Below are 17,341 nucleotides of genomic sequence, written 5' to 3' on the forward strand. Positions count from 1 at the left end.
CGCCGGCGGGTGGGGGGTGGTCGGGGCGGCGGTCAGGACCGACGGTAGAACGGCAGCGCCACCACGCGGACCGGCTCGCGCCGACCGCGCACGTCGACCGCGAGCTCCGTGCCCTCGGCGCTCACCTCGGGGGTCACGTACGCCATGGCGATCGGGGTGCCCAGCGTCGGCGAGGGCGCACCCGACGTGACGCGGCCGACCGTGACGGCGTCCTCGGCCGTCGAGGTGAGCACCTCGTAGCCGTGCCGCGCGGCGCGGCGACCGGAGCCGACCAGGCCGACGAGCACCCGGGACGGGGTGGCGTGCGCCCGCGAGGCGAGGGCCGCGCGGCCGACGAACGGCAGCGGCTCGCCGTCGGCCGTCGTCTTGTCCAGGCGGACCACCCGGCCGAGGCCGGCGTCGTGCGGGGCGGTGGTGGTGTCGAGCTCGTTGCCGTACAGCGGCATGCCCGCCTCCAGGCGCAGGCTGTCGCGCGCCGACAGCCCGGCGGGCACCAGGCCGAGCGGCGCACCCGCGGCGAGCAGGTCCCGCCACAGGCCGGGCGCCGCGGCGGCGGGCACGAACAGCTCGAAGCCGTCCTCGCCGGTGTAGCCGGTGCGGGCCACCAGGGCCTCGACGCCGCCGACGGTCGCGGGCACGCCCGCGTAGTACCGCACGTCCCGCACCGCGTCGGCGTGCGTGGGGTCGGTGAGGCCGACGACGATCTCGGCGGACCGGGGACCCTGGACCGCGATCAGCGCCGTCTCCAGGGACCGGTCGGTGAGCGAGGCGTCGAACGGAGCCAGCCGCTCGGCGAGCGCGCCCGCCACGACGGCGACGTTCGACGCGTTGGCGACCACCAGGTAGGCCTCGTCGGCCAGGCGGTAGACGATCAGGTCGTCCAGGATCCCGCCGTCCTCCTGCACGATCATCGTGTACCGCGCCCGGCCGACCGCGAGGCCGGAGATGTTCCCGACCAGCGCGTGGTCGAGGCCGGTGCCGGCCCCGGGGCCGTCCACGTGCAGCTCGCCCATGTGCGACAGGTCGAACAGCCCGGCCGCGGTCCGGACGGCCTGGTGCTCCGCCAGGTCGCCGGCGTACCGCAGCGGCATCATCCAGCCGGCGAACGGCGTCATCGTGGCGCCGAGCGCGACGTGCTCCGCGTGCAGCGGGGACAGCACGGCCCCCGTCGCGTCGTCGGTGGTCGGGGTGGTCGTCTCGGTCACAGCGCGGCTCCCTCGGCGTAGGCCTCGATGGGCGGGCAGGCGCAGACGAGGTTCCGGTCCCCGTGCGCGCCGTCGATCCGCCGGACCGGCGGCCAGTACTTCCCGGCGCGCAGGCCCGCGACCGGGTAGGCCGCGAGCTCGCGGCCGTAGGGCTTGTCCCAGTCGTCGGCGACGAGCGACGCGGCGGTGTGCGGGGCGTTCCGCAGCGGCGACTCGGCGACCGCCCAGCGCCCGGCGGCCACCGCGTCGATCTCGGCGCGGATCGCGACCATCGCTTCGACGAACCGGTCGAGCTCCGCGACGTCCTCGGACTCGGTGGGCTCGACCATCAGGGTCCCGGCCACCGGGAACGACAGCGTCGGCGCGTGGAAGCCGTAGTCCATGAGCCGCTTGGCGACGTCCTCCGCGGTGACCCCGGTCTGCTTGGTGATCGCGCGCAGGTCGAGGATGCACTCGTGCGCCACCAGGCCCGCGGGGCCGGTGTAGAGCACCGGGAAGTGCGGGGCCAGGCGCGAGGCCAGGTAGTTGGCGGACAGCACGGCGGTCTCGGTGGCGCGGCGCAGGCCGTCGCCGCCCATCAGCGCGACGTAGGCCCAGGAGATCGGCAGGATGCCGGCGGACCCGAACGGCGCGGCCGACACCGCGGGGGCCTCGCCGCCGGCGAGCGGGCCGGTCTCGCCCGTCCAGACCGCGTCCGTGGCCGGCAGGTACGGCACCAGGTGCGCCGCGACGCCGATCGGGCCGACGCCCGGGCCGCCGCCGCCGTGCGGGATGCAGAACGTCTTGTGCAGGTTGAGGTGCGACACGTCGCCGCCGAACTCGCCCGGCCGGGCCAGGCCGACCAGCGCGTTGAGGTTGGCGCCGTCGATGTACACCTGGCCGCCCGCGGCGTGCACCAGGTCGCAGACCTCGCGCACGTCCTCCTCGTAGACGCCGTGCGTCGACGGGTACGTGATCATGATCGCGGCCACGCGCGGGCCGTGCTGCTCGAGCTTGGCGCGCAGGTCGTCCAGCTGCACCGAGCCGTCCTCGGCGGTAGCGACGACGACCACCCGCATCCCGGCCAGGGCGGCCGACGCGGCGTTCGTGCCGTGCGCCGACGCGGGGATGAGGCAGAGGTCGCGCACCGGGACGTCCTCGGGCGCGGCGCCGCCGGCGATCGCCTCGGCCCGCCGGCCCTCGTGGTACCCGCGGATCGCGAGCAGCCCGGCGAACTCGCCCTGCGAGCCGGCGTTCGGCTGCACCGACACCGCGGCGTACCCGGTGATCTCGGCCAGCCAGCCGGTCAGGTCGCCGATCAGCTCGGCGTAGCCCGCGGCCTGCTCGGCCGGGACGAACGGGTGCAGCCCGGCGAACCCGGGCCACGAGATGGCCTCCATCTCGACCGTCGCGTTGAGCTTCATCGTGCAGGAGCCGAGCGGGATCATCGTCCGGTCCAGCGCGAGGTCCTTGTCGGACAGCGCGCGCAGGTACCGGAGCATCGCGGTCTCGGAGCGGTGCCGGTGGAACACCGGGTGCGTGAGGTAGTCGCTCGTCCGGCGCAGGTGCACCGGGATGGCGGGGGCGTCGAGCCCGTCGGCCGGGCCGGTGGCGAGCGCACCCGCGTCGGCGTCGGCGAACGCCGCGAGCACGTCCGCCACGTGCGCCTCGGTCGTCACCTCGTCGCAGGTCACCTGGACGTGGTCGTCGTCCGCGGCCCAGACGTTGATCCCGCGGGCGGCCGCGGCGGCGACCACCGCGCGCGCCCGGCCCGGCACCACGGCGCGGACGGTGTCGAAGAACTGGGCGTGCTGGACCGGGACGCCGCCGGCGCGCAGCCCGTCGGCGAGGGCCACCGCGCGCGCGTGCACCCGCTCGGCGATCTCCCGCAGCCCGTCGGGCCCGTGGTAGACCGCGTACATCGAGGCGACGATCGCCAGCAGCGCCTGCGCCGTGCAGATGTTGCTGGTGGCCTTCTCGCGGCGGATGTGCTGCTCGCGGGTCTGCAGCGCGAGCCGGTACGCGGTCGCGCCGTCGGCGTCGATCGACACCCCGACCAGGCGGCCGGGCAGCGAGCGCTCCAGGCCGGTGCGCACCGCCATGTAGGCGGCGTGCGGGCCGCCGTAGAACAGCGGGACGCCGAACCGCTGCGCTGAGCCGACCGCGATGTCCGCGCCCTGCTCCCCCGGCGGCGTGAGCAGCGTGAGGGACAGCAGGTCGGCGGCGACCGTGACCAGCGCGCCCGCGTCCTTGGCGGCGGCGATCAGCGGCGCGAGGTCCCGGACGGCACCGGAGGCGCCGGGCGCCTGCAGCACGAGCCCGACGAGCGCGTCCTCGCCGAGGTCCGGCAGCCCGTCGCTCAGGTCGGCGACCCGGACGCCCAGGCCCGCGGCCTCCGCCCGGCCGAGCGTGACGGCGAGGGTCTGCGGCAGGCAGTCGGCGTCCAGCACGACGACGCCCGTGCGGCCCTTGGCGGCGCGGTGCATGAGCGCGACCGCCTCGGCGACCGCGGTGGCCTCGTCGAGCAGCGAGGCGTTCGCGACCGGCAGCGCGGTGAGGTCGGCGACGACGGTCTGGAAGTTGAGCAGCGCCTCGAGCCGGCCCTGGGAGATCTCCGGCTGGTACGGCGTGTACGCGGTGTACCAGGCCGGGGACTCGAGGACGTTCCGGCGGATCACCGGCGGCGTCACGGTGTCGTGGTAGCCGAGGCCGATCATCTGGGTGAGCACGGTGTTCTTGTCCGCGATCGTCCGCAGCGCGGCCAGCACCTCCGACTCGCCGCGGGCCTCCGGCAGCGCGAGCGGGCGGTCGGTGCGGATGCTCGCCGGGACCGCCGCGTCGATCAGCGCGTCCAGGCTCGGCCAGCCGTCGCCGACGTGCGCCAGCAGGCCCGCGACGTCGCCCGGGCGGGGGCCGACGTGCCGGTCGGCGAAGCCGCGCGCGGCGTCGGTGCGGTCCGCGGGCGCGGCGGCGCGCGGGGTCCCGGCGGCCGTCGTGCGGGCGTCGGTGGGGAGGTCCTCGAGGTGGGTCACGCGGCTGCTCCGGGCGGGTCGGACGTGCAAGGCGGACGGGCGGGTGGTGCGCGTCTCCCCGCTCTGTCATCCGCCGGCCGCGGGCGTGCCGCGGACGTACGACCTGAGAGTTTTGCCGGTCCGCCGTGCCCGTGAGGGCCGGGGCGCGCCGGCTTGCACCGTCGGTGGGCCGGCGTGCGCCGGCCGCTTTCCAGAGTTGCCTCGCCACGGCGGTACGGGGGCCTGAGAGATTCCCGGGGAGGGTTGCTCCTTCGGCGCCTCGCGGTCGCGGCCGCCGGGGCGGTCGCGCGGGAGGGCTCTCCCGCCGCGGTTCGAGCAGCGTGTTGAGTTGTCTGGGTCACAGCCTAACCGCGGTCGTGGGCCGTTCGTCCCCCGCGTCCGCCCGTCGGCCGTTACGGCTCGGTGAACTCTGCCGCGGGCAGCGGCAGCACGACCGTGGCGGCCGAGTCCGCGCCGCGGGCGCGCGCGGCCGCCACCACGCGCTCGACCTCGGGAAGCGGGCCCTCGACCAGCACCGCCTGGCCCGCGGCGGGGTCGCCGGACCAGCGCACGGCGGCGTCGTCGGGCGGCACGAACGGCCCGGACGCGCGCGGCAGGTGCACCACCGCGGCCGCGCGGACCGCGGGGTCGCCGACCGCACGCACCTCGGCCGACCGGACGGCCGCGAGCCGTCGCAGCGTGCGCAGCAGCAGGCGCTGCCGCCGCTCGGAGGCGGTGAACGTCACCACGATGAGGCCGACGCCGTCCGCGACGTCGCCGGTGGTGAGCGAGTCGAACGAGACGCCGCGGGTGGAGAACACCCCGGTCAGCGCCGTGAGGGTGCCGGTGGCGTCCGCGCCCGCCACGAAGGCGACCCAGCGGCGGTCGGGTCCGGGCGCCGGCTCGACCGCGACGGGGCCGACGGCGGTCACCGGGCCGCCCCCGCGCCCAGCCCCCACGGCGCGAGCATCGCGTCGATCCGCGCGGCGGAGGCCAGCAGCCGGCGCGCCTCGTCGGGCTCGGGCTCGTCCAGCAGCACCCGCGTCCAGCCCTCGGGTCCCAGCACCACCGGCACCCCGAGCACCCCGCGCAGCGGCGTCCCCGCCACGGCCACCTCCCCGTCCAGCGCGACCTGCCCGGCGACCACGATGTCCCGCCCGTCGAGCACGGTGTCCACCAGGTCGACCGTCGCGTTCGCGGTGGCCGCCGCCGTCTTGGCGCCGCTCTGGTGCGTGAGCCACGGGCGCGCGACGCCGCGCAGGTCCGGCGGCCAGGTCTCGACCAGGTCGAACGCCGCGGCCACGTCGTCAGCCATCAGGCCGCCGAGGTCCCGCTTCGCGGCCTCGATCTCGGCCGCGAACCCGTCGAGGGTCCGCCCGCCGCGCAGCGCCGCCACCGCCCGCCGCCGCTCCTCGACGTCGAGCCCGCTGATCCGGACCGTCGACCACAGCGGCACGAGGTCGTCCCCGTGCTGCCCGGCGACGAACCCGCCGACCCGGTGCCGGCGCACGCCGAGCGAGACGGCGACCTCGCGGCGGAACCGCAGCGTGTCCAGCCAGGCGCCCATGCCGATCACCCGGTGCCGGCCCAGCTCGCGGGCCACCACCGCGACGCCCAGCTCCACGGGGTTGGACACCACGACGACCACCTCGTGCCCGGATCCGTGCCGCGCGATGGCGCGGGCGTAGGAGGCGAACACCTCGTGGTTCTCCGCCGCGAGCGCCGCCCGGTCCGTCACCGCCCCGGCGCGCGCGGGCGCCGTCCGGCCGGCGGTCAGCACGACGACGTCGGCGACCACGTCCTCCGGGTCGAGCGCCACGTCGATGAGCGGGGCGTGCTCGTCGTACGCGTCGACCAGGTCCGCGCGCAGCCCGTAGGACGCCCGCCCCGACGCGCCGCCCGGCCGCCCGACGAGCTGCAGCCGCGACGTCGTCGGCAGCACCCGCCGCTCGATGAGCTGCGCGCACACCTGCCGCCCGACGTCACCCGTCGCTCCCAGCACCGCCACGTCCACGGGGCCGACCCTAGGTCACCCGGACGGGCCCCATCGATCCTGGGCCGCTCACGCGGGCGGTCCGGCGTCCGATGGGGACGCTGCGCCATCCGGGTCGTGCGCGCCGAAACCCCGGCGCGCAGGCTCGGGAGAAGGGCACCATCGAGCACACAGGGGGCGATGCGCGGCCTGCGCCCGCCCCGCAGCACCGTCCCGCCCGCACCAGGGCCCCAGGAGGACCCGCATGAGTCCCACCGTCTCCAGCCACCCGGCCCTGCGCCGCCGGGCCGGCCTCGCCACGGCGGGCGCCGCCGTCCTGGGCCTCCTGGCCCCGGTCGCCGCGCTCGCCGACGAGCCGACCCAGGAGTTCCAGGTCGACGGGCGGGTCGTGTACCGCACGTCCGACCGCGTCGGCGCCGAGGGCCGGCACTTCGAGGAGGGGTCGGTCACGACCGCGTACGCCGAGGTCGGCGACGCGATGATCGACCTGTCCGCCGTGCAGGCCCCCGTCGTCGGCGCCGAGCTGAGCCCGTCCGAGGGCCTGCCCGCGGGCGGGGCGGTCACCGTGACGATCCAGGCCCGGGCCGGCCTCGACGAGGACGGTGCCCTCGCCGCGCTGGCGACGGAGGAGGACGCCGTGGCGCCCGCCACCCAGGTCGTGGACGTCGAGGTGACGGACGGCGGGACCGACCCGACGTCGCTCCCGGACGCGGCGCTCGTCTCGGGCGTGCACCAGCTCGTCGTCGTGCCTGCCCGGTGGAGCAGCTCCACCACGGTGCCCACCACCGAGCTGCAGGCCGCCGCCGCCGGGACGGAGACCTACTGGGAGCGGCAGAGCAACGGCCGCGTGGACCTGCAGACGTCCGTCCGCGCGGCGGTCACCGTGACCCGGCCGGCGCTGTGCGACGAGGACGCGATCATGGGCCAGGTCCTCGAGCAGACCGGGCTGACGCCGACGTCGACCCGGCACGTCGCGGTCTGGTTCCCGGAGCACGCCGGCTGCGACTTCGCCGGTCTCGCCACCATCAACGGCGGCGCCATCTGGCTCAACGGGGCCACGGAGATCTACGTGCTCGCGCACGAGCTCGGGCACAACCTCGGCCTCGGGCACGCGAACACGCTCGTGTGCACGACCGCGGGCGGCGGCCGCGTGCCCCTCACCTCCGACGGCCGGACCTGCACCGTCACCGAGTACGGCGACGACACCGACGTCATGGGGCAGGGCCGCGACTGGACCCGGCCGGGCAGCCTGAGCTCGGGCTTCGCCGACGCCCTCGGCTGGGCGACCGTGACGACGATCAGCAGCCCGGTGCTCACGACCAGCACGGTCGACCTCACGCCGCTGTCCCAGACCACCGGGGTCCGGGGCGTCCGCCTGACCTCGGACCTCGGCCCGGTGTTCGCCGACTTCCGCCCGGCGGTCGACTCCGACGCCCTGCACCGCCCCGAGTGGGCCGGTGTCCAGGCCCGCCTGGTGCTGACCGACCCGACCTACCGGTACCCGACGAGCTTCCTGCTCGACCTCCAGCCCACCGCCCCGTCGTTCGCGAACCCCTCCCTCCCGATCGGGCAGACCTGGGACGTCCCCGGGGCGGACGCCACGATCACCACCACGTCCGTCGCCGGGACCGCGCGGGTCACGGTGGGCCCGTCGGGCGAGGCGTCCCAGATCCAGCGGTACGTGACGAAGGTGTACCAGGACCTGTTCCTGCGTGCGCCCGACCCGACCGGCCTGACCAGCTGGACCCGCAACCTCCTGGCCGGGCAGCCACGCGTCGCCGTGGCCAACGCCATCACCGGCTCGGACGAGTACCGGTCGCGCCTCATCGCGGGCGCCTACCAGACCTACCTGGGGCGGTCTCCCGACCCGGCGGGTGCGGCGTCGTGGCTCCGCGCCATGCAGACGGGAAGCACCGTCCAGAGCATCGAGGGCGGGTTCATCGCCTCCGCGGAGTACTACCAGCGGGCCGGTGGCAGCAACTCGGCCTGGGTCGCCCGGCTCTACCAGCACGTCCTGAACAGGAACCCGTCGGCTGCCGAGATCACGGGGTGGACCCGTCAGCTGGCACAGGGCAAGTCGCGGACGAGCGTGGCCATGGGCTTCCTGCTCTCGTCCGAGCACCTCACGACCGTCGTGGACGGCTACTACGTCGACCTCCTGGACCGGCACATCGACGCCGTCGGCCAGGCGTCCTGGGTCTCGCAGATCCAGCGCGGCGGCCGTGTCGAGGCGATCATCGGCGGGATCATCGCCAGCCAGGAGTACTTCGGCAAGCCCTGACGTCGCGGCCGCGGGCACCGGCGTCCGGTGCTCGCGGCCCGCGGCTCAGTCGAAGTCGAGCAGGTCGCCCAACCAGGACTCCCGCTTCTTCTTCTTGCCGTACGGGTACCGCGGGTCGCGGCGGTCGTCGTAGCGCCGGTCGTCGGGGCGGCGCTCGTACCCGCGGTCGTCGCGGTAGCCCCGGTCGTCGCGGTAGCCCCGGTCGCCGCCGTAGCCGTCACCGCGGTGGCCCGGGTCGCGGTAGCCGTCGTAGCCCGGCGCCGGTGCCGACGCGTAGCCCGGCACCGGTGCCGGTGGGTAGCCGGGGGTCGCAGGGGCGGGGTCCGCGAGGCCCGGGGCGGGCGTCCCGGCGGCGCGGTCGAGGATCTTGTCGAGCTCGCCCCGGTCCAGCCAGATCCCGCGGCACGACGGGCAGTAGTCGATCTCGACGCCCTGCCGCTCGGCCATCACCAGCTCGGCCCCGTCCGTGGGACACCTCATGTCGACCTCCTCGCCCGTGCGCGCCCTCGGGGCGCGCGTCCTGCCCGGCCCAACGGACGAGGGCGGGGAGCGGTTCCGGGCGGTGGCGCCGGCGGCGCGGCGGTGGTGGCGGTGGGCGCTACAGCGTCCGCTGCCAGGCGACGACCCGGTCCACCGCCTCGGCCACGACCTCCGGCGCGGACGCGAACGACAGCCGCACCCAGTCGTGCCCGTCCACCGAGTCGAAGTCGGTGCCGGGCGTCAGCGCGACGCCCGCCTCGTCGAGCAGCCGGGCGCACCAGGTCCGCGAGTCCAGACCCGCCCCCGACACGTCCGCGTACACGTAGAACGCGCCGTCGGCGGGCGCGACCCGGGACCAGCCGAGCTCCGGGAGCCGGTCCAGCACGGACCGGCGGGACGCCGCGTACTGGGCGACGTTCGCCTCGGCGGCGGCGTACCCCTCCGGAGTGAACGCGGCGACCCCCGCGTGCTGCGCGAGCGCCGGCGGGCACAGCGCGACGTTGCCGGCGAGCGCGTCGACCGGGGCCGCGAGGTCCTCCGGCAGCAGCAGCCAGCCGAGCCGCCAGCCGGTCATCGCCCAGAACTTGGAGAACGAGTTGACCACGACGGTGCCCGTGCCGAGCGACGTCGCGGCGGTGGGGGCGCCGGCCGGGCCGGGCTCGGCGGCGACCGCGTCGGGGTAGGTGATCCCGTGGTAGATCTCGTCCGAGACCAGCCGGACCCCGTGCTCCGCGCACCAGGCCGCCAGCCCGTCGAGCGACGCGCGGTCGATCAGCGTGCCGGTCGGGTTGGCCGGGCCGGCGACCACGAGCCCGTCGACCGGGCGGTCCAGGGCCTCGAGCTGCTCGACGGTCGGCTGGTACCGGGTCTCGGGGCCGCACGGCAGCTCGACCACCTCGCACCCGAGCGAGGCCAGGATGTTCTTGTACGCCGGGTACCCGGGCCGGGCCAGCGCGACCCGGTCGCCCACGTCGAACGCCGCCAGGAACGCCAGCATGAACCCGCCCGACGACCCCGTGGTGACGGCGACCCGCGCCGGGTCGACGTCGACGCCGTACCAGGACCGGTAGTGGCCGGCGATGGCCGCGCGCAGCGCCGGGCTGCCGAGCGCCTCGGTGTACCCGAGGTCGCCGCCCGAGAGCAGCTGCACGGCGCGCTCGCGCACCACGTCGGAGGCGCCGGTCGACGGCTCGCCGACGCACAGGTTGAGCACCGACTGGCCGGCGGCGCGGCGGGCGTTGGCGGCCGCGACGATGTCCATCACGGCGAACGGGGGCACCTGGGAGCGCGCGGAGACCTTCACCCGCCCATCCTGCCCCGCGCCCGCCCACCGGCGCCCGCCCGCGCCCCGGCGCCCGCCCGCCCCGGCGCCCGCCCGCGCGCCGGGGCCCACCGAGCGCGGCACTTCCAGCCGAGCGCGGCACCTCCAGCCACCGCGCTCGGCGCGAGCTGGCGCGCTCGCAGCGAGCCGCCTGCGGTTTCCTGCGCGGACACCCCCGATCCGCGCGGGCGGCGCGGGAAGGCGTAGGCCGCGCCCGCAGCGCCCGCCGCCGCGCCGCGCCCTCCGCGCCGTGCCCGCCGCCGCGGTCAGGCGCGCGCCGCGTCCCGGTCCGACAGCGCCGCGCGGACCGCGTCGACGACGCCGTCCGCCGCCGCCTCGATCTCGTCCAGGCAGTGCTCGAAGTTCTCCGGCCCGCCGTACCAGGGGTCGTCGACGTCGAGCAGGTGCTCGTCCGCCCGGTCCGCCACCCGCGGCGCCGCCGGGTCGAACGTCCGGAACATGACGACGCGCCCGGCCGCCTCGTCGTCGCCGGCGATCCGGCGCAGCGCGCGGGCGTGCGACGCCGTCATCGCCAGCACCAGGTCCCGGTCGGCGAGGTCGGCGGGCCGCACCTGGCGCGCCTCCCGCCGCGGCACGTCGTAGCCGCGGGCCGCGAGGGCGGCGCGGGCCCGGCGGTCGATCGGGTTCCCGTGCTCCTCGTCGCTGACCCCGGTGGAGTCGACGACCACCCGGTCGCCGAGGCCGGCGTCCTCCAGGCGCGCGCGCAGCACCACCTCGGCCATCGGGGACCGGCAGATGTTGCCGGTGCACACCGTCATCACGCGGTAGCGGTCGTCCGTCACGCCGGGTCCTCCAGGGGGTCGTCGGGTCCGCCGTCCATCCTGGCACCCGGACCGGGACCCCGGCCCGTCGTGCCCGACCCCCTCAGTGCCCGCCGCCCCCGAGCGCCTCCGCCAGCCGCCCGAGCCGACGCGCGCTGTCCGCGTTCAACCCCACCACCTCGGCGGTCTTCCCCTTGGCGGCGTACTTGGTGACGATCGCGTCCAGCGTGGCCGCCGTCGACGCGTCCCAGACGTGCGCGTCCGCGAGGTCGATCACGACCCGCTCCGGGTCCCCGTCGTAGTCGAACTGGTAGACGAGGTCGTTGGACGACGCGAAGAACAGCGCCCCGGACACCGCGTACCTCCGCTCGCCGGGGTCCTCCCCCGCGTCGAGCCGGGTCACCGTCGTCAGGTGCGCCACGCGCCGCGCGAACAGCACCGTCGCCACGAGGACGCCCGACACGACGCCGTACGCGAGGTTGTGCGTGGCGACCGTGACCGCGACCGTCACGAGCATCACCGCGGTCTCGCTCAGCGGCATCCGCCGCAGGGTCGACGGTCGCACCGAGTGCCAGTCGAAGGTCGCGACGCAGACCATCACCATGACGGCCACCAGCGCGGCCATCGGGATCGCCCCGACGACGTCGCCGAGCACCACGACCAGGACCAGCAGGAACGCCCCGGCCAGGAAGGTCGAGATCCGGGTGCGCGCGCCCGAGACCTTCACGTTGATCATCGTCTGGCCGATCATCGCGCAGCCGCCCATGCCGCCGAACAGGCCGGACAGCACGTTCGCCGCGCCCTGGCCCCAGGCCTCGCGGGTCTTGTCCGAGTGGGTGTCGGTGACGTCGTCGACGAGCTTCGCGGTCATCAGCGACTCGAGCAGCCCGACCAGCGCGAGCCCGACGGCGTACGGCGCGACGATCCGCAGCGTCTCCAGGGTCAGCGGGACGTCGGGCAGCAGGAACGACGGCAGGCTGTCCGGCAGCTCGCCCTGGTCCCGCACCCGCGGGACGGCCAGCCCGGCGACGACGGTCACGACCGTCAGCAGCACGATCGCGACCAGCGGTGCCGGGACGACGGTCGTGAGCCGGGGCAGCAGCGCGATGATCGCGATCCCCGCCGCCACGAGCGGGTAGACCACCCACGGCACGTCGACCAGGTGCGGCAGCTGGGCGACGAGGACCAGGATCGCCAGCGCGTTGACGAACCCGACCATCACCGACCGCGGGATGAACCGCATCAGCCGCGCCACCCCGAGCAGCCCCAGCGCCACCTGGATCACGCCGCCCAGGACGACGGTCGCCAGCAGGTACGGCACGCCGTGGTCCCGCACGACCGGGGCCACCACCAGCGCCACGGCGCCGGTCGCGGCGGAGATCATCGCCGGCCTGCCGCCGAGGAACGCGAGCGACACCGCCATCACGAACGACGAGAACAGCCCGACCCGCGGGTCGACGCCGGCGACGATCGAGAACGAGATCGCCTCCGGGATCAGCGCGAGGGCCACCACCAGCCCGCCGAGCACCTCGGTCCGCAGCCGGGCCGGCGAGCGCAGCGCCGTGCGCACCGACCACGAGGCGTCCGCCTCGGGGACGGCGGGGTGCGCACCGTCGGGCGGCGCGGGAGCGGGCTGGGGGGTCGCGGGCACGCGGGATCCGTTCGAGGTCGGGTGGGGGCCGACCGGATCGTACTCTCACGCGGCGTCAGGGTTGCCTCGCACCCCCGTCGCCGACGGGCCCCCGCACCGCTACCGTCGCTGCCACCCGGGGCACGCGTCCCGCGGGCCGACCGGTGCGGAGGAGACGCATGGACGACGACCTGATCGTGGTGACGGGCGCCTCGGGGCGGGTGGGCCGGCGGCTGGCCGTGCGGCTCGCCGCGGAGGGGGCGCACCAGCGCCTGGTGGTCCGCTCCGCCGACCGCGCCCCGACGATCCCGGGCACCGAGACCGAGGTCGCCCTCAGCCCCGGCTACCGCGACGTGGCCTCGATGCGCGCGGCGTTCGCGGGCGCGCGCACGGTGTTCCTGGTCTCCGGGCGCGAGTCAGCGGACCGGGTCACCGAGCACCGCGCCGCCGTGGACGCGGCGGTCGACGCCGGGGTGGAGCGGGTGGTCTACCTGTCGTTCATGGGCGCGGCGCCCGACGCGACGTTCACGTTCGCCCGGGACCACTGGGTCACGGAGGAGCACATCCGCGCCTCCGGCCTGCGCTTCACGTTCCTGCGGGACTGCCTCTACCACGACGCGATCGTGCGGTTCGTGGGCGAGGACGGCGTGATCCGCGGGCCGGCGGGCGACGGCCTGGTCGCGGCGGTCGCGCACGACGACGTCGCGGACGTGGCCACGGCGGTGCTGCTCGACGAGCGGGCGCACGCGCACGACGGCGCCACCTACGACGTCACCGGCCCCAGCGGGTACACCCTCGCGGAGGCGGCGCAGGTGCTGTCCTCCGCGACCGGGCGGGAGATCACGTACCACCCCGAGACGGTCGAGGAGGCCTACGCGTCCCGCGCGGTCTACGACGCCGAGCCGTGGGAGGTGGACGGCTGGGTGTCCTCCTACACGGCGATCGCCGCCGGCGAGCTCGCGACCCCGTCGCCGATCGTGCGCCGCCTGTCGGGCCGGCCCGCGCAGTCCCTCGGGGAGTGGCTGACGGTCAACCCCGGCGAGTGGGCGCACCTGCGCGCGTGACCCGCGGGTCCCGCCGGTCCCGCCGGCACGACGCGACGGGGGCGGCGCCCGACCTCCCCCGAGCGTGCGCCGCCCCCGCCCGTCCAGGCGTCCGCGCGACCGCGACGGGCGTCCACGTCACCGTCGCCGACGGCGCTGGCCGGGGGGCGTCGGCGGGGTGAACGCGGGACGTCGGCCGCGCGTCGGATCGGCGGCGCGCCGGCTCGACGGGCGCGCCGGCTCGGCGGGCGCGTCGGCTCGGCGGGCGCGTCGGCTCGGCGGGCGCGTCGGATCGGCAGGGCGCCGGCTCCGCGGGCGCGACACCCCGCGCGGCGTGCGCGTCCCGCCGCGGGTCAGCCCTTGCGGGCCGTGAGCACCAGCGGGCCGTCGGACGTGATCGCGACCGTGTGCTCCGCGTGCGCGGCGCGGGAGCCGTCGGCGGTCCGGATCGTCCAGCCGTCGGGGTCGATGACGTAGCCGTCGCCCCCGGCCATGAACCACGGCTCGATCGCGATGACCAGCCCGGCCTTGAGCTTGATGCCGGTGCCGCGGCGCCCGAGGTTCGGCACGTGCGGCTCCTCGTGCATCGTGCGCCCGACCCCGTGCCCGCCGAAGTCGGCGTTGATGCCGAGGCCCGCCGCGCGGCCGACCTCGCCGATGGCCGCGGAGATGTCGCCCATCCGGTTGCCCGGGCGCGCCTGCGCGATGCCGGCCGCGAGCGCCTCCTCGGTGACCCGGATCAGCCGCTGGGAGTCGGGGTCGGGCGTGCCGAGCTGGAACGTGAGCGCGGAGTCGGCCACCCAGCCGTTCACCTGCGCGGCGAAGTCGATGCTCAGCACGTCGCCGTCCGCGAGCACCTGCTCCGACGGCAGGCCGTGCAGCGCGGCGTCGTTCACGCTGGTGCACAGCACGCCGGGGTACGGCATCGCGCCGAACGACGGGTGGTACCCGAGGTACACGGAGTGCGCGCCGGCGTCGTCGATCAGGCGGTGGGCGTGCGCGTCGAGCTCCTTCAGCGTCATGCCCACCCGGGCCACGTCCTGCAGGCTGCTCAGCACGCGGGCCACGAAGGCGCCCGCCGCCCGCATCGCCTCGATCTCGCGGGGTGTCTTCAGCTCGGCCACGCGCCCACCCTAGACGCGGCGCGGGTCCGGCTCAGCCCGGGGCCCCGGGGCGGTCGGCCGCGAGCGCCGCGACGCCCGCCACGAGCATCCCGACCAGGACGTCGAAGCTGCGGTCCCGGTCCTGCGGCAGCCGGAACCCGCCCCCGAGCTCGAGCGTGACGAACCCGTGCACCCCCGCCCGGACCGCCCGCACGGCGTCGACCGACCGCTCCTCGGGCAGGTCGAAGCCGCGCAGCGCGGCCGCGATCACGTCCACGGTGCGGGCCGCCGCGGCAGCCAGGGCGCCGGCGTCGGGGTCCGCCGGGTCGGGCGCCACCTGCACGGCGGCGTACCGCCCGGGGTGGGCGTGCGCGTAGTCGCGCATCGCGCCGGCCAGCGCCCGGAGCGCGTCGGGACCGGACCGGCCGACGGTCGCGTCGACCAGCCGCGCGGCGAGGTCCTGCACCGTCTGCACGGCGACCTCGCGGCGGAGCGCGGCGAGCGACCCCACGTGCTTGTAGAGGCTCGGCGTCGCGACCCCGGCCGCGGCGGCCACCTTCGCGAGCGTGAGGTCGGCGAATCCGGTGGGCCCGCCGTCGTCCACCAGGTCGAGCGCGATCCGGACGACCGCCTCTGGGGACAGGCCGGCCCTAGGCACCGGCGACCCCGTCGGCCGGCGCGCCGGGTGCGACCGGGGCGACGTCCGCCAGCAGCGCGAGCACCGCCTCGCCCACGACCTCGGGGGTCTGGTGCTGCGGGTAGTGCCCGGCGTCCTCGACCAGCAGGCCCCGGGCGCCGATCGCCTCGCGGACCCACGCGAGCTCGGCCGCGGGGTCCTTCCAGTCGGGGTCGAGCGCGCCGACGACCGCGAGCGCGGGCGCCTGGATGCGGGGCACGCGGGCCTCGACGGGCGCGTGCGTGAGCGCCAGCGCCAGGTCCCGGAAGGCCCGCAGGTAGCCGGGGCGGCGCAGGCTCGCCCGGATCGCCGCCGTGTGCGCGTCCAGCCGCGCCGACCGGGTGCCCTTGTTGAGCGAGCGGTAGTAGGCCGTCCACGCCGCGGCGCCCCACGGGGCGGCGAGCATCGCCCGGTAGACCAGCGGCATCACGGCGCGCACCGCGCCCGGGAGCTGCGGGTCGCGCAGGAACGGCGCCAGCAGGACCAGCCCGCGGACCAGGTCCGGCCGGTCGGCCGCGACGACGGCCGCCGCCGACGAGCCCATCGAGTTGCCGACCAGCACCGCGGGCCCCGCGGCCAGGTGCTCGACCAGCACGACGACGTCGCCCGCGGTCGCCTCGTCGCCGTGCGTCGTGAACCCGGCGTCGGAGTCGCCGTGCCCGCGCAGGTCGGTGGTGACGACCCGGTAGCCGGCACCGAGCAGGGCGGACCGGAGCTCGTCGTAGGTGGACCGCAGGTCGCCCATCCCGGGGACCATGACGACGAGCGGACCGGTACCGGCGTCGTCGTAGGCGACCCTCCCCTCGGGCCGCGGCAGGTGCAGCGTGCGTCGTGCGTCGTTGTTGTCCATAGCCCACAGGCTAATGCCATTAGCCATCGACGGCAAGGGGCTCCGTGCGGCATGCTCACCGCGTGCTGCACGACGTCACCCTCGAGGGCCACGGCGCCCGCCTCGTCCCGCTCGACCTCCCGCACGCCGAGGCGCTCGCCGCGTTCGTCGACGGCCGGGTGTGGGCCGGGATGTCCTCCGCGCTCCCCGTCGGCGTGCATGGGTGGCGCGCCGAGATCGAGCGCGCCCACGACGCACCGGGCCGGCTGGCGTTCGCCGCGCTCGACGCCGCGACCGGCGAGGTCCGGGGCAGCACGTCGTTCTACGACCGGGACCTGCGGGTGCCGCGCGTCGAGATCGGGCACACGTTCTTCGCGCCGCGCTGGTGGGGCACGTCGAACAACCCGGCCTGCAAGCTGCTCATGCTCGAGCACGCCTTCGACGTCTGGGGGTGCGCGCGGGTCGCGCTGCGGGCCGACACCCGGAACACCCGCTCGGTCGCGGCGATCACCCGGCTCGGCGCCGTGCCCGAGGGCGTGCTGCGGAACCACCGGCTCGCGCCCGACGGCTCGCGGGGCGACACCGCGTACTTCTCGATCCTGCCGGACGAGTGGCCGGCGGTGCGCGCGGGGCTGCTGGCGCGGCTCGGGGCCGGCTGACGCCTGCTGCGGGGGCCGTGCCGTCCGCGGCGTCCGCCGCGCGGTCCGCGGCTTCCGCACGCGGGCAGGGAACAGCCCGTGGGCCGGGCCTCCTGCTGGAGGGCCCTGCCGCGAAGGACGAGCTCGCGGCTCCCACGGGCTGCGGTGACTGCGGGGATTCGCCCGTCGCGGTCACCGGTCGGACCGGCGGCGCGGCGAACGGATCGCAATCCGTCCGAACACTGCTGTCCGCGACTAGCGGGCAGTCACCTCACGCGTCCAAGAAGACTTCATGTCTCGGACCACCTCCTTCCCGTGTGCCTCGACGGTACGTCCGCCCCGGCGCGCGCACCAACGGATTTTCCCCACG

General features: G+C 76.4%; 14 protein-coding genes and 1 riboswitch. Of the genes, 3 read left to right on the forward strand and 11 right to left on the reverse strand.

Features of this window, described 5'->3' with window-relative positions:
* Nucleotides 1-32 precede the first annotated feature (32 nt).
* The 4 genes from gcvT to AC3WUG_RS04400 all read right to left on the reverse strand — a co-directional run bounded on the left by gcvT (nucleotide 33) and on the right by AC3WUG_RS04400 (nucleotide 6,209).
* A complete protein-coding gene (gene gcvT / locus AC3WUG_RS04385) occupies nucleotides 33-1,205 on the reverse strand; it encodes a glycine cleavage system aminomethyltransferase GcvT (RefSeq protein WP_492326535.1) in 1,173 nt (390 codons plus the stop codon).
* Nucleotides 1,202-4,216, reverse strand: a complete 3,015-nt coding sequence (gene gcvP, locus AC3WUG_RS04390; RefSeq protein WP_492326536.1) for an aminomethyl-transferring glycine dehydrogenase — start codon at nucleotides 4,214-4,216, stop codon at nucleotides 1,202-1,204. Before gcvP ends, gcvT begins: the two co-directional genes overlap by 4 nt.
* A 200-nt stretch (nucleotides 4,217-4,416) precedes the next feature.
* Nucleotides 4,417-4,530, reverse strand: a riboswitch (glycine riboswitch).
* Nucleotides 4,531-4,608: 78 nt separating this feature from the next.
* Nucleotides 4,609-5,127, reverse strand: coding sequence for an ACT domain-containing protein (locus AC3WUG_RS04395; RefSeq protein ID WP_492326537.1), 519 nt, complete (start codon nucleotides 5,125-5,127; stop codon nucleotides 4,609-4,611).
* Complete coding sequence (locus AC3WUG_RS04400; protein ID WP_492326538.1) at nucleotides 5,124-6,209, reverse strand: lactate/malate family dehydrogenase; 1,086 nt, start codon at nucleotides 6,207-6,209, stop codon at nucleotides 5,124-5,126. The genes AC3WUG_RS04395 and AC3WUG_RS04400 overlap by 4 nt, the downstream gene beginning before the upstream one ends.
* Before the next feature lie 223 nt (nucleotides 6,210-6,432).
* On the opposite strand from AC3WUG_RS04400, the gene AC3WUG_RS04405 reads away from it, so the two are divergent.
* Complete coding sequence (locus AC3WUG_RS04405) at nucleotides 6,433-8,469, forward strand: DUF4214 domain-containing protein (protein ID WP_492326539.1); 2,037 nt, start codon at nucleotides 6,433-6,435, stop codon at nucleotides 8,467-8,469.
* A 45-nt stretch (nucleotides 8,470-8,514) separates the two neighbouring features.
* Here AC3WUG_RS04405 and AC3WUG_RS04410 read toward each other — a convergent pair whose 3' ends face one another.
* The 4 genes from AC3WUG_RS04410 to AC3WUG_RS04425 all read right to left on the reverse strand — a co-directional run bounded on the left by AC3WUG_RS04410 (nucleotide 8,515) and on the right by AC3WUG_RS04425 (nucleotide 12,703).
* Nucleotides 8,515-8,949, reverse strand: coding sequence for a TFIIB-type zinc ribbon-containing protein (locus tag AC3WUG_RS04410; protein ID WP_492326540.1), 435 nt, complete (start codon nucleotides 8,947-8,949; stop codon nucleotides 8,515-8,517).
* A 118-nt stretch (nucleotides 8,950-9,067) separates the two neighbouring features.
* The gene (locus tag AC3WUG_RS04415; RefSeq protein ID WP_492326541.1) at nucleotides 9,068-10,252 is read right to left on the reverse strand and encodes a pyridoxal phosphate-dependent aminotransferase; all 1,185 of its coding nucleotides are present in this window, start codon (nucleotides 10,250-10,252) and stop codon (nucleotides 9,068-9,070) included.
* Between the two features lie 284 nt (nucleotides 10,253-10,536).
* Entirely contained in the window at nucleotides 10,537-11,049 is a 513-nt protein-coding gene (locus AC3WUG_RS04420; RefSeq protein ID WP_492326595.1) for a low molecular weight protein-tyrosine-phosphatase, read from the reverse strand.
* 106 nt (nucleotides 11,050-11,155) lie between these two features.
* Nucleotides 11,156-12,703 carry a SulP family inorganic anion transporter gene (locus AC3WUG_RS04425; RefSeq protein WP_492326542.1) on the reverse strand — a complete coding sequence of 516 codons (1,548 nt, stop codon included), beginning with the start codon at nucleotides 12,701-12,703 and terminating at the stop codon, nucleotides 11,156-11,158.
* 158 nt (nucleotides 12,704-12,861) lie between these two features.
* Here AC3WUG_RS04425 and AC3WUG_RS04430 point away from each other — a divergent pair, with 158 nt between their 5' ends.
* The gene (locus tag AC3WUG_RS04430) at nucleotides 12,862-13,746 is read left to right on the forward strand and encodes an SDR family oxidoreductase (RefSeq protein WP_492326543.1); all 885 of its coding nucleotides are present in this window, start codon (nucleotides 12,862-12,864) and stop codon (nucleotides 13,744-13,746) included.
* A gap of 332 nt (nucleotides 13,747-14,078) precedes the next feature.
* Here the strand turns inward: AC3WUG_RS04430 and map are convergent, their stop codons facing one another.
* The 3 genes from map to AC3WUG_RS04445 are packed head-to-tail and all read right to left on the reverse strand — an operon-like array spanning nucleotide 14,079 to nucleotide 16,354.
* Nucleotides 14,079-14,849 carry a type I methionyl aminopeptidase gene (gene map, locus AC3WUG_RS04435; protein WP_492326544.1) on the reverse strand — a complete coding sequence of 257 codons (771 nt, stop codon included), beginning with the start codon at nucleotides 14,847-14,849 and terminating at the stop codon, nucleotides 14,079-14,081.
* 31 nt (nucleotides 14,850-14,880) lie between these two features.
* On the reverse strand, nucleotides 14,881-15,486 hold the full coding sequence (locus AC3WUG_RS04440) for a TetR/AcrR family transcriptional regulator (RefSeq protein WP_492326545.1): 606 nt from the start codon (nucleotides 15,484-15,486) through the stop codon (nucleotides 14,881-14,883).
* Entirely contained in the window at nucleotides 15,479-16,354 is an 876-nt protein-coding gene (locus AC3WUG_RS04445; protein ID WP_492326546.1) for an alpha/beta fold hydrolase, read from the reverse strand. The genes AC3WUG_RS04440 and AC3WUG_RS04445 overlap by 8 nt, the downstream gene beginning before the upstream one ends.
* 62 nt (nucleotides 16,355-16,416) lie before the next feature.
* Between AC3WUG_RS04445 and AC3WUG_RS04450 the strand changes: the two genes are divergently transcribed.
* Nucleotides 16,417-16,992, forward strand: a complete 576-nt coding sequence (locus AC3WUG_RS04450) for a GNAT family N-acetyltransferase (protein ID WP_492326547.1) — start codon at nucleotides 16,417-16,419, stop codon at nucleotides 16,990-16,992.
* Nucleotides 16,993-17,341 lie beyond the last annotated feature (349 nt).

The organism is Cellulomonas sp. EB106-03-03-XG116 (genome assembly GCF_058792015.1).

Excerpts from the sequence above, each read along its gene's own strand:
- AC3WUG_RS04405 (WP_492326539.1), top strand. The coding sequence starts at position 6,433 with ATGAGTCCCACCGTCTCCAGCCACCCGGCCCTGCGCCGCCGGGCCGGC.
- AC3WUG_RS04410 (WP_492326540.1), bottom strand. The coding sequence starts at position 8,949 with ATGAGGTGTCCCACGGACGGGGCCGAGCTGGTGATGGCCGAGCGGCAG.
- AC3WUG_RS04420 (WP_492326595.1), bottom strand. The coding sequence starts at position 11,049 with ATGACGGTGTGCACCGGCAACATCTGCCGGTCCCCGATGGCCGAGGTG.
- AC3WUG_RS04430 (WP_492326543.1), top strand. The coding sequence starts at position 12,862 with ATGGACGACGACCTGATCGTGGTGACGGGCGCCTCGGGGCGGGTGGGC.
- AC3WUG_RS04445 (WP_492326546.1), bottom strand. The coding sequence starts at position 16,354 with ATGGACAACAACGACGCACGACGCACGCTGCACCTGCCGCGGCCCGAG.